This window comes from Jatrophihabitans sp. (genome assembly GCF_036000465.1).
Taxonomy (GTDB): Bacteria; Actinomycetota; Actinomycetes; order Mycobacteriales; family Jatrophihabitantaceae; genus Jatrophihabitans.
This window is the reverse complement of sequence record NZ_DASYFV010000036.1, coordinates 25,885-37,343: the sequence shown is the minus strand read 5'-3', so window position 1 is coordinate 37,343 and position 11,459 is coordinate 25,885. Positions and strand designations below refer to the sequence as shown.

Here is an 11,459-nt window from a genome sequence, read left to right as displayed (position 1 = left end):
CCTGTGAGGCCCAGGACACGCTGAGACGTACACATTCCTTACATCTTCGATCTTCCACCGTTATCTCGTACCGCCCGACCCGGGCGGTGCGAGGCGAACGGAGCTGCGATGTCCCTCGATCTTGCCGGATTCAGTCCGGCCGACACCACCGAGATACGCCGCCGGCTCGAGATCGTTCGGAGCAGCCGCGAGCGCGCCCGGTTGGCCGCTGAGCACGGGCGTACGGGAGTGGCCCCGTTCCTGGCCAGCCCGGACGTCGAGACCGTCGAACTGGTCGGTGGCGCCGGGCTCAGCGGGTACGCCCGCCGCGGCCGCTGGGCCGTCACGCCGGGCGATGTCGTCGCCCCGGAGCACTGGACCGAGGAGGCGCTCGACGAGTACCTCGACGTGCTGCGCTCCCGCCGCTTGCGCCCGGCGTTCCTCGCCGTGGCCGACGTCGAGCCGCTGCGCCGGCGCGGGTTCGACGTGACCGAGATCGCCGACGAGGCCGTCATCGACCTGGCCTCGTTCAGCCTCGCCGGCTCGAAGCGGGCGAACATCCGCCACTCGACGACCTCGGCGCGGCGCGCCGGACTGGTCGTGCGGCCGTTCGACGAGCGCGACGCCCCGCAGATCGAGGAGATCTCGCGCGAATGGCTGCGCACGAAGCGCGGGGGCGAGATGGGTTTCACGCTCTCACGCTACGAGGAGGTGTCGGACCAGGTGCACGACCACTCCGCCGATCTCTGGGTGACCGTCGACGCCTCCGACCGGGTTCAGGCGTGGTGCACGTGGCGGCACTACCTCGGCGGCCAGGGGCGGGTGCTCGACGTGATGCGTCGCCGGCCCGACGCGCCCAACCCGGCGATGGACGGGCTGATGGCGACCGTCCTCGAGAACTACCGCGACGCCGGCCTGAGCCTCGCCAGCCTGGCCAGCGTGCCCCGTGGCCACGGCGACCTCGCCGAGCGCGTGTACCCGACGCGCAGCCTGCGCGCCTACAAGCAGAAGTTCGCTCCACGATGGGAGACCCGATGGCTGGCCGTGCCGGCAGCGAGACAGCGCTTGTTCGCCCTCATGGCAGTGGGCCGGGCGTACTGCCCGGGCGGCCTGGGCCGGGCCCTGCGCCCCAACCGCTGAGCGACCGCGCCCGCGAGGCCGCCCGCGTCCTGCGCCGGCGCCTGCCCGGTGATCTCCGGACGGCGGCCGCCGCGGTGCGGGCCCGGCCGCCGCTGTTCACCATCGCGCTGATCGTCTGCGAGATCGTCACCTACCTGCGGCTCGACCCGGGTGGCAAGCTGCCGCCGCTGCTGTTCGACGCCGACGCCTACTCGCCGCGGGCGCTCGTCCAGGGCCACCTGCGGCTCCTCGCGACGTCGACCCTGCTGACCTACAACATCTTCATGGTGGTCAGCATCTGCCTGAGCCTGCTGTTCGCGGTCGGCACCTACGAGGTGATCGCCGGCCACCTGCGAGCGATCGCGCTGTCCATCGTCGCCGCCGTGCTCGGCCCGGCCCTGGTCAGCGCCGGCCTCGGGCTGCTCGTGCTGATGGGCAGCACCTGGGCCGAGACGCGACTCGGCACCCTCGACATCGGTTCGTCCGCGCTGATCGCGTGCTGCTCCGGCGGGGTCGCCGGCATCGCCCGGAACAAGTGGTTCACCACCGGGCTGGTGCTGTTCCTCGTCGGCGGGCTGATCGTGCACCACCGCATCGCCGACTGGGAGCACCTGCTGATCTTCCCCGTCGGCCTCGGCCTCGGTCGCTGGTGGGGCCGCGCCCGGCAGCGGGCGACCGCCCCGCTGCGCCGGCGCGTGACCCAGCTCGGCGGGTTCGGCGCCCTCGTCGCCATCGGCCTGCTCGGCTGCGCCTGGATCTTCCCGGCCGCCGCCGTGCAGTACGGCGCCAACGGCGTGGCGCTGAGCCCGCAGCGCGTGGTCGACACGTTCTACCCGACACCCTCGCTCGGCGGTCAGCGGCGGGTGCTGATCCTGCTGCCCCCGGGCTACGACAGCACGCACAACCACTACCCCGTGGTCGAGCTGCTGCACGGCTACCCCGGCCGTCCGGACGACATGTTCTCCCTCGGCCAGCTCCAGAACACGGCCCTCGAGTCCGGTGTCGCGCCGTTCATCGCGGTCATCCCGGACGGCAACGGCCCGCAGCACACCGACAGCTGGTTCGCGAACATCCCGAGCCAGAAGATGGGTACGGCCGCGACCAACGACCTGCGTCCCTGGATGGCGAAGAATTTCCGGATCAACTCGTCGTGGAGTTACGCCGGTCTCTCGTCGGGCGGGTTCGCAGCGGCCTACCTGCCGCTCGTCGACACCCGACCGGTGCACGCCGTCTGCGGGCTGTCCGGGTACTACACCGCGTACTCGGTGCCGTTCCCGCACGGGACGAGCCAGGCCGTGCGCAACGTCGACAGCCCGATCGCGCATCTCGGCCGCGCCCCGCACACGGTCTTCCTGGCCTACGGACGCGGTGACACCCGAACGGCGGGCGAGGCCGCCCGCTACTCCGCCGCGCTGCGCAGAGCGGGCCGGCAGGTGACGGTAGTGGGGTACCCCGGCGACCACGCGTGGTCGGTGTGGCGCCCGGCCTTCGCCGCCTGCTTCCGGACGATCCTGCCGGCGTCCGGCCACTGATCGGCGCGCGCTTCCCCGTTCCGCGCGCCGGTCAGGGTCGGACGCGACCGATCCCTGACACGATTCTGATGCGGACGAGACCCGCCCGACCCCGGCCCGCCACTACAGTTCGGACGTGTCGACCGCCCCCAGGGACAACCGGCCGCGCGGCCTGATCCTCGTCGTCGAGGACGAGCCGGCGATTGCCGAACTCATCCGCCTCAACCTCGCGCAGTCCGGCTACGGCGTGCACCTCGAGTCCGACGGCGCCCGCGCCCTCGACACGGTGCGACGGCTGCGACCGGCGGCGATCATCCTCGACGTCGGGCTGCCCGGCCTGGACGGCATCGAGATCTGCCGGACCCTGCGCGCGGCCCAGGACTGGACGCCCGTCCTGTTCGTCACCGCGCGCGACGACGAGGTCGACCGCATCGTCGGCCTCGAGCTGGGCGCCGACGACTACGTGACCAAACCCTTCTCGCCGCGCGAGCTCGTGGCCCGCGTCGGTGGCGTGCTGCGCCGCACGCACGGGGTGCCCGACGCGGCGCCGCAGACGGTCGGCGCGGTGACCCTCGACGCGACGCAGCACCGCGTGTTCGCCGGCGACGACGAGCTCGCGCTCACCGCCACCGAGTTCGACCTGCTCGCCCACCTCATGCGCCGGCCCGGGCGCGTCTTCACCCGCGAGCAGCTGCTGAGCGAGGTGTGGGGCTACTCGTCGGTGGCCGGAACCCGCACCGTCGACGTGCACGTCGCCCAACTGCGGGCCAAGCTCGGCGGGGCCAGCCCGATCCGCACCGTCCGTGGCGTCGGCTACGCCGCGGAGGGCGGCGCATGAGGTCGACGCTCGCGACGCGGATCTCGCTGCTGAGCGTCGGCATCGCCGTCGTCACCGCCCTCATCGCCGGCGCGCTGGCCACCGGGCTGATCCGCAGTTCGAGCACGAGCACGGCGCAGGCGACGCTCGCCCGGCTTGCCGACGTCAGCCAGTCGGTCGCCACGGACGCAGGTTCGGGCACCGCCCCGCTCCAGCGCCTGCGCAAGGCGCTGCAGGGGCTCAACGTGCGCAGCGGCGTCATCCGGCCGGGAGGGGGGATCGCGACGACCTACCCGCTGGTGCGCCGCGCCGTGACCATCGCCGACATCCGCACCGTGCTGGCCGGCGGCACGGTCTCGGCCGTCCGCAGCGTCGGCGGCGCGCCGGTGCTCGTCGAGGCCCGCCCGGCCGGCGCGGGCGGCATCGTCATCGTGCAGCGCCGCGCCGATGCGGTCGCGCCCAACGAGCGGGCGATCCGCCGCCTGGTCATCGCGCTGCTGATCGCGGGGGCGCTCGCCGCCGGCATCGGGCTGCTCGTCGCGGCCCGGCTGGCCCGCCCGCTGCGGCGCACCGCCGCGGCCGCTCACTCGCTCGCCGCCGGCAACCGGGATGTCACGCTGCCGGCCCAGGGACCCGCCGAGGTCGTCGCGGTCAGCGAGGCGGTGAACTCGCTCGCCGGCGCGCTGCGCCATTCCGAGGCCCGGCAGCGCGAGTTCCTGCTCTCCGTCTCGCACGACCTGCGCACGCCGCTCACCTCGCTCTCCGGTTTCGCCGAATCGCTGGCCGGCGGCGTCGTGCCCCCGGATGACACCGCGCACGTCGGCGAGGTCATGCTCGGCGAGGCACGTCGCCTCGAGCGGCTCGTCGGCGACCTGCTCGACCTCGCTCGCCTCGGCGCGCACGACTTCCGGCTCGATCTCGCGATGGTCGACGTCGCCGGCGTGGTCGACGCCGCCGCCCGCGTGTGGTCGACCCGCTGCGCGGCGGCGGGCGTCACCTTCCGGGTCGAGCGGCCGGTCTCGCCGCTGTGGGCCCGCACCGATGCCGCCCGGCTGCGTCAGGTGCTGGACGGCCTGTTCGAGAACGCGCTGCGGGTGACCCCGGCCGGGGCTCCGATCGTGCTGGCCGCGCGGCCCGAGCGGGGCACGGTCGTCACCGAGGTCCGCGACGGCGGCCCCGGGCTGACCGATGCCGACCTGCCCGTCGCGTTCGAGCAGGGCGCGCTGTTCCAGCGCTACCGCGGGGTGCGTCAGGTCGGGACGGGTCTCGGGCTGGCCATCGTGCACGGGCTCGTCACCCGGCTGGGCGGGCACGTCGAGGCCGGACACGCGAGCGAGGGAGGCGCCCGGTTCACCGTGCGCCTCCCCGCTGCCTGATCGGCTTACTTGCCGCGGTCGACGATGTGCTTCGCCGTCATCGTCGCCGTGCCGGTGCCGGTCACGAGCACGGTGTCGCCCTGCGCCACCTTGTCGATGGTCGACGGAGCGCCCTTGCCGTTTGTGCGGAGCCGCACCTTGGTGTCCGCGTTCACGACGAAGGTCTCACTCGTCTTGTCCGCGGCCTGGACGGTGATCGAGGTGGCCGACACCGCCGTCACCGTGCCGGTGATCAGGTCGTGCGTGACGAACGAGCCGTCCTTGCCCTTCGTGACGATCTGGGCGTGGACGGCGCGGCGCAGCAGCTTGCCCTCGCCGCCCCGCTTCGCCTTCCCGGCGTGACCCGGTGTCGCCGGCGCGCTCGACGACGTGGTCGGCGTGCCGGCCGTCGTGTCGGAACTGGTGGTGGCCAGCGCGGCGGTACCGGCCCCGACGATCACCGCGGCGGTCGCGCCGGCGGTGAGGACTCTGCGGTATATCAAGGTGTGCTCCTCGTGGTTGCGAACTGATCGACGCCCTCCACTGTCATCCGCCGATGTTCACGATGCGACGGATTCGTGTTCGGATCGTGTTCGGGGACCGGGACGTCTAGATCAGGACGGCCGCGATCCCGCCGGCCAGCACGCAGTACGCCCCGAACACGCCGAGCGAATCGCGCCGGAACGCCCGCGACAGCAGGGCGGCGGCGAGATAGGCCGCGACCAGCGCGACCACTCCGGCGAGCAGCGCCTGCCCGCGCACGGCGTCGAACGCGCGGCCGGTGACATCGGGCAGCTCGCGCAGGCCCCAGACCAGCAGCAGCGGCGATATCACGATGAGGGTGATGCGCACGGCCTGCTCGTGGGTCATGCCCCACAGCACGCAGGCGGTGAGCGCCAGCCCGACCCCCGAGATGCCCGGGACGAGCGCGGCGACGGGCAACAGGCCGAGCAGGACCGCCTGGAACGGCCGCACGCCCTGGGCCACCTCGACCGCGAACGACCGGCTCTCCTCGGTGCGCGTGATGCGGGCCCGGTGCGAACCCGAACGCCCGCCCGAACGGGGCGACCGGCGCCACCAGAACCACACCCCGGCGAGCACCACGCCGTTGCCGAGCAGGCCGAGCGCGGCCGGCACGGGATGGGTCAGCAGTGACCGCGCCCGGGGCACGAGCACGGCGACGGCGACGCAGCCCGGGACGGTCGCGAGCAGGATCAGCGGCACCCACAGGTCGTCCTCGCGACGCCGCCGCGGCCGCCGGACCGAGCGCACGAGCCCGGCGGCGAAGCGCACCCAGTCACGCCAGAAGTAGGCGAACAGGCCGACGGCGACGGCCACGCGCAGCAGCGCGAACAGGTAGCGCGCGTTGGTCGGGGCGATGTCCCGGCCGACGCCGTTACCGATCGCGCCGACGACGACGGCATGCCCGAGCCCGCTGATCGGGAACACCGACGCGACACCCTGGAGCAGCCCCGTGCCCACGGCCTCCAACCAGCCCAGCTCGAGCGACACGCACTCTCCCGTCGTCCCACCCCAGGCCGCGACCGCCGGCCGGGACGGCCGTCTCGCTGGGCCTCATAATGTCAGGCAGCCATGAACATATCGCCGCAATGAACGATCTGGCCGAGAAGGCGCTCCACGGTCTGGACGTGGCGCGTCGGCGCGTGCGCGACCAGCCGATGCCCTACCTCGCCGGGCTCGGCTTCGTGACCTCGAGCGCCGTCGTCGTCGCCGGTGCCCGGGTCGGCGCCGCCCGCGCGACCCGTGGGCTCACCACCTGGCTCGGCCTGGAGAACCCGCGCGGGGCCCGCGCCGGTGACAGCCTGCCCGGCACGGTGATGCTCGCGGCGCTCGTCGCGCTGCTGCTGCTCTGGTTGCTCGTGGTCGAGCTCGTCCGCCGCACGCGCCAGCCGGAGAGCCGCGTGTGGATGGTCGGCCTGGTCTGGCTGGCACCGTTCGCCATCGGGCCGCCGCTGCTCGACACCAGCGTCTACAGCTACGCCGCCTACGGGCTGTTGCAGCGCGCCGGCCGCGACCCGTACGTCGACTCGCCGTCCGATCTCGGCCGGGCCCACCTCGTCGCGGCGATCGACCCCGGCGCGCGCGGCACCCCGAGCTCGGCCGGGCCGCTGGGCACGATGCTGCAGCACCTGTCGGTGTCGATCAGCAGTGGCAGCGCGCTCGGCGCGGTGCTCGTGCTGCGCGCGCTCGGCGTCGTCGCCGCGATCATGATCGGACGCCTCGCCGCCGAACTCGCCGGCAGCCGCCGGGCCGAGGCGGTGAGTCTGACCGCGCTGAACCCGCTGGTGCTGCTGTACGTCGTGTCGTCGCCCCACCTCGAGGGGACGATGCTCGCCCTGGTGCTCGCCGCCCTCGTTGCGGCCAACCAGCGGCGCTGGCTACGCGCGGTGGCGCTGGCCTCGGTCGCGGCCGCGATCACCGGCCAGGCGTTCGTCGTCGTCCTGGTCATCGTCGTCGCGCACCGCCTGGGGCGCCGCTCCGGCGGGTGGCGCCGGCTCGGTCGAGACGTGCTCGTCGCCGCGGGCATCACCCTGGCGGCCGCCGTCGGTCAGCCCGGCGGGTTCGGCTGGGTGCCGGCCATCGGCAAGCAGTTCTCGGCCCACCCGCCGTTCACGATCGCCGGCGCCATCGGCCGGATGCTCTCGCCGATCGTCCAGGACGCCTCGTTCGACGATCTCGCCGCCGGCGGGCGCATCACCGCGCTCGCGGCGGCGGCCTGCGCGATCGGCTACCTGCTCGTCACCGCCCGGCAGCGCGCGGTCGAGCGCACGGCCGGGTACGCGCTGCTGACGATCGGCCTGCTCGCCCCGGTGCTGAACCCGTGGTACCTGCTCTGGGGGACGCTCTGCCTGGCCCCCGTCGCCACCGGCCCGCGGCGCACCGCGGTGATCGCGCTGTGCGTGACCGGCTGCCTGCTCACGCCACCGGGCTTCTCCGGCGGCGTGTCCGACGCGATCACCGGCGTCGCCCTGGTGCTCGTCGCCGGTGTGGTCGCGGGCGTGCTCGTGGTCGGGCACCGCCGCGACGCGCGGGTGGCGATCAGCGCGGGAAGGTGACGACGCGGGCGCCGCGCGCCGGCACCGTGGTGATGTTGCGCGTCCGCGACATCTCCTCCCCGCCGGCGGGCGCGATGTCGACGCGCTGCAGCACCGCCTTCAGCACCGCAACGGCCTCGACGGTGGCCAGCGCCGCGCCGAGGCAGCGCCGGATGCCGCCGCCGAACGGGATCCAGGTCGCCGGGGGCGGGTTCTGCCCGAGAAAGCGCTCGGGCCGGAATTCCTGGGGTGCGTCGAAGACGTCGGCCCGCTGCTGCACGAGCTGGATCGACGGGAACACGACGACGCCGGCGGGCAGGTCGTAGCCCGCGACGGTGACCGGCTTAGCCAGCCTCCGGGCCACACTGCCGATCACCGGGCGCAGCCGCATCGCCTCCTTGATGACGGCCTCGAGGTAGACCTCGTCGTTCTCGTCGGCCGCCCGCTGCACCCGCGCCAGCAGCTCGGGGCGCCGGGCCAGGTCGTGGAACGTCCAGGCCAGCGTCGAGGCGGTGGTCTCGTGACCGGCGAGCAGCAGGGTGATCAGGTGGTCGCGCAACTCCTCGTCCGACTGCGACGCATCGGCCACGAGCAGCTTGGACAGCACGTCCGTACGCCCGTCGAGGTCGGCGACGGTGCGCCGCTCGGCGATCTCGGCGTAGATCAGCTCGTCCACGTGCATCTTGAGCCTGGCGAAGCGACGCCACGGCCCGACCTTCTGCAACCCCGGGTACATCCACCCGACGAAGATCATCGGGCCGATGCGGACGAGGCGTTGCAGCAGCGGGCGCATCTCGGCCAGCCGCGCGTCGTCGGTGACGCCGAAGACGATGCGCAGGATGACCTCGAGGCTGATGTCGTTCATGTGCGGGTGGACGGCGAACGGGACGCCCACCGGCCAGGATTTCAGGTTGTCGGCCGCGAGCTGTTCGAGCACCGGGCCGTAGCTCGTGATCGACTCGCCGCGGAACGCGGCCATCACCCGCTTGCGGCTCTCACGGTGCCGGTCCTCGTCGAGCAGCAGCACCGAGTGCTCGCCCATGATCGGGCCGAGGATCGCGTTGCCCTCGCCGGCGTGGAACGTGTCGGCCGGGCCGTTGAACACCTCGCGGATGTGCTCGGGCCGGGTCAGCACCACGCCCCGCCCGGCCGGCGCGACGTGCACCGAGAACACGTCGCCGTAGCGGCGCTGCCAGCGCGGCGCGGTGTAGGTGCGCAGGACGAGGAACAGGACCGTCTGCAGCGCCGCCGGCAGCTTCGGGCCCGGCGGCAGGCCGACGGTGGCCGGCTGCTCGCGGGTCGTGACGTAGCGGTCGATGAGGGTCATCGCGGTCTCCCGAGGTCGCGGTGGATCCCCGATATATACGCTTGTATAAGACATATGTCTAGACGGGGCGGCTACGCTCGGCGGCGTGGGACACCGCGAAGACCTGCTCGCCGCCGCCCGGCGCCTGCTCGAGGAGCGCGGCTACGCCCACATCACCGCGCGCGATCTCGTCGCCGCGTCCGACACCAACCTGGCGAGCATCGGCTACCACTTCGGCTCCAAGGCCGCGCTGCTCAACGCCGCCCTCGAGGCGTCCTTCGACGACTGGGGCGCGCAGCTGGCCGACTTCGCGATGTCCGATCCCGACGCCACGCCGCTCGAGCGGGCCGGCGCCACCTGGGTCGCCTCGCTGGCCGGGTTGCCGGCCCGCCGGCCGATCCTGCAGTCCTACATCGAGGCCCTCGCCCAGGCGATGCGGGTGCCGGAGCTGCGCACCCAGCTCGCCGCGCACTACGAGCGGGCCCGCGAGATGGTGGCCGAGCTGGTGGCCCGCAGCGTCGGCGAGGGCACGAAGCCGGACGACCCCCGCAGCCGGGCGGTCGCCGCGCTGGTCATCGCGGCCTGCGACGGCCTGGCGGTGCAGTGGATGCTCGACCCCGAGGGCGCTCCCGATCCCGAGGACCTGATGGCCGGGTTGCAGGCGGTGCTGCTCGCGTCGTTCCCGACACAGACGGGCTAGCGGCCGCCGGAGATCTCGCGCACGGCCGGCCGGACGTCGGCCAGGTACACCGCGGCCGCGACCACCGAGATCAGCGAGAACACCGAGACAACCGCGCTCGGCGCCAGCGGCGAGCTGAACAGCGTGCCGAGCAGACCACCGATCAGCAGGATGGCCACCCAGGCGGGCTTGGTCAGCTTGTTGACCGCGGTGAACGCCGCGCTCTTGCGGCTGACGCAGTCGGCCAGCGCCCAGACGCGCAGCGCGACGAGCGCCCAGTAGAGGACGTGATCGGTCCAGTAATAGAGCTGATCGACGGCGTCCACACCGGAAGGGTACCGACTTCGGAAATGACTCTGCCCCGTCCGGAACGGACGGGGCAGAGTCGCAGCGGCATCCCACTCCCCCCGGAAGGGACGCCGCAAGTTCGGCGATCAGGCCTTGGCGGCCTTCTTGGCCGGCGAGCGGCGCGGCGCGGACTTGGTGGCCGGCTTCGGGGCGGTCGCCTTCGTGGTGGTGGTGCTGGCCGCGGTGGCCTTCGGCGACGGCTTCGCGGCCGGCTTCGGGGTGGCGGGCTTGGTCGCGGCGGGGCGGGTGGCGGTCGACTTCTTCGCGGCCGGCTTCGCACCGATGCCGGTCAGCGAGACGACCGGCTTCACGACGCGCTCCTGCACGGTCTCGACGACGACGCCCGAGACATCGACCAGCTTGGCGACGCGCTTGTCGCCCTTGATGCCCGAGAACAGGTCCTCGGCGCGGTCGGTGACCTGCGTGCCGTAGCTCTTGGCCTGCGCGAGGTAGGGCTCGATCGCGGCCTTGATGGCCTCGAGGTTGATCGCCTTCTCGACCGAGGTGCGCAGCTCGCTGGTGGCCTCGACGGCCTTGTCGGCGATGTCGGTGACGTTGGCGCGGTACTTGCCGAAGGCGTCGTTGGCGGTGCCGGACACCTCGTTCAGCTGGGCCTGCGCGGTCTCGAGGGCCTGCTTGCCCTGGTTGACGGCGGTGTCGGCGTAGGACCGGAGGTCGCTGGTGATGGACATGGTGTTCTCCCCTGAGATGTGTGTGTCCGAGACGTGTGTGTCTCTGAGATTTGCGTGGGTGACGAGTCGGTGGTGCACGGTGGACGGGCGGCGGTACTCGGAGCTACTCGGCGGCCACGGGTTCGACGTCGGTGGTGCCGGCTTCGGCCCGCGCCTGCGCGTTCTCGCGCCGGAACGATTCGTAGATGTCCAGCAGCACCTGCTTCTGCCGCTCACCGAGATCCTGATCGCCCAGGATCGCCCCGACGAGTTCCTGATTGCCGTCGCGGAACTCGAGGAAGCCGGCATGGACGTAGAGCTGCTCGGCCGAGATGCGCAGCCCCTTGGCGATCTGCTGCAGGATCTCGGCACTCGGCTTGCGCAGGCCGCGCTCGATCTGCGACAGATACGGGTTCGAGACGCCGGCGAGGCGGGCCAGCTGACGCATCGACACCTGCGCCTGCTGGCGCTGATCGCGGATGAACTCCCCGATGGCGGCGCTGCTGCGCTTGGCCTGCTCCTTCGGCTTCTCGGCTATCACCCCTCCAGTGTGACTGAGTACTGCTAGCTATTGCAAGCAGCCAGCTAGCGACCTTGGTCACGCGGCGTGTCGCGCCC

General features: G+C 72.8%; 12 protein-coding genes. 6 read left to right on the top strand and 6 right to left on the bottom strand.

The features are described 5' to 3' along the window. Positions 1–108: 108 nt before the first annotated feature. The 4 genes from VGN18_RS12035 (at position 109) to VGN18_RS12020 (ending at position 4,802) form a co-directional block, all read left to right on the top strand. The gene (locus VGN18_RS12035; RefSeq protein WP_327539930.1) at positions 109–1,119 is read left to right on the top strand and encodes a phosphatidylglycerol lysyltransferase domain-containing protein; all 1,011 of its coding nucleotides are present in this window, start codon (positions 109–111) and stop codon (positions 1,117–1,119) included. 74 nt (positions 1,120–1,193) lie between these two features. After that, positions 1,194–2,630 (top strand): alpha/beta hydrolase, encoded by a 1,437-nt coding sequence (locus tag VGN18_RS12030; RefSeq protein ID WP_327539929.1) that lies wholly within the window; start codon positions 1,194–1,196, stop codon positions 2,628–2,630. Positions 2,631–2,745: 115 nt separating this feature from the next. Then, complete coding sequence (locus VGN18_RS12025) at positions 2,746–3,447, top strand: response regulator transcription factor (RefSeq protein ID WP_327539928.1); 702 nt, start codon at positions 2,746–2,748, stop codon at positions 3,445–3,447. Further along, on the top strand, positions 3,444–4,802 hold the full coding sequence (locus VGN18_RS12020; RefSeq protein ID WP_327539927.1) for a HAMP domain-containing sensor histidine kinase: 1,359 nt from the start codon (positions 3,444–3,446) through the stop codon (positions 4,800–4,802). Before VGN18_RS12025 ends, VGN18_RS12020 begins: the two co-directional genes overlap by 4 nt. A 5-nt stretch (positions 4,803–4,807) precedes the next feature. Here the strand turns inward: VGN18_RS12020 and VGN18_RS12015 are convergent, their stop codons facing one another. Beyond that, entirely contained in the window at positions 4,808–5,284 is a 477-nt protein-coding gene (locus VGN18_RS12015) for a hypothetical protein (RefSeq protein WP_327539926.1), read from the bottom strand. Positions 5,285–5,390: 106 nt separating this feature from the next. Then, positions 5,391–6,293, bottom strand: coding sequence for an undecaprenyl-diphosphate phosphatase (locus tag VGN18_RS12010; RefSeq protein ID WP_327539925.1), 903 nt, complete (start codon positions 6,291–6,293; stop codon positions 5,391–5,393). 98 nt (positions 6,294–6,391) lie between these two features. Between VGN18_RS12010 and mptB the strand changes: the two genes are divergently transcribed. Further along, entirely contained in the window at positions 6,392–7,858 is a 1,467-nt protein-coding gene (gene mptB / locus VGN18_RS12005) for a polyprenol phosphomannose-dependent alpha 1,6 mannosyltransferase MptB (RefSeq protein ID WP_327539924.1), read from the top strand. Here mptB and VGN18_RS12000 read toward each other — a convergent pair. Further along, on the bottom strand, positions 7,842–9,164 hold the full coding sequence (locus VGN18_RS12000) for a cytochrome P450 (protein ID WP_327539923.1): 1,323 nt from the start codon (positions 9,162–9,164) through the stop codon (positions 7,842–7,844). The genes mptB and VGN18_RS12000 overlap by 17 nt on opposite strands. A gap of 85 nt (positions 9,165–9,249) precedes the next feature. Here VGN18_RS12000 and VGN18_RS11995 point away from each other — a divergent pair, with 85 nt between their 5' ends. After that, a complete protein-coding gene (locus VGN18_RS11995; RefSeq protein ID WP_327539922.1) occupies positions 9,250–9,843 on the top strand; it encodes a TetR/AcrR family transcriptional regulator in 594 nt (197 codons plus the stop codon). Here the strand turns inward: VGN18_RS11995 and VGN18_RS11990 are convergent. From VGN18_RS11990 to VGN18_RS11980, 3 genes are all read right to left on the bottom strand, one after another. Continuing rightward, positions 9,840–10,148 (bottom strand): DUF2516 family protein, encoded by a 309-nt coding sequence (locus VGN18_RS11990; protein WP_327539921.1) that lies wholly within the window; start codon positions 10,146–10,148, stop codon positions 9,840–9,842. The two genes, VGN18_RS11995 and VGN18_RS11990, sit on opposite strands and share 4 nt — an antisense overlap. Positions 10,149–10,256: 108 nt before the next feature. Further along, positions 10,257–10,862 carry a hypothetical protein gene (locus VGN18_RS11985; protein WP_327539920.1) on the bottom strand — a complete coding sequence of 202 codons (606 nt, stop codon included), beginning with the start codon at positions 10,860–10,862 and terminating at the stop codon, positions 10,257–10,259. A gap of 103 nt (positions 10,863–10,965) precedes the next feature. Next, on the bottom strand, positions 10,966–11,382 hold the full coding sequence (locus tag VGN18_RS11980; RefSeq protein ID WP_327539919.1) for a helix-turn-helix transcriptional regulator: 417 nt from the start codon (positions 11,380–11,382) through the stop codon (positions 10,966–10,968). Positions 11,383–11,459: the final 77 nt, after the last annotated feature.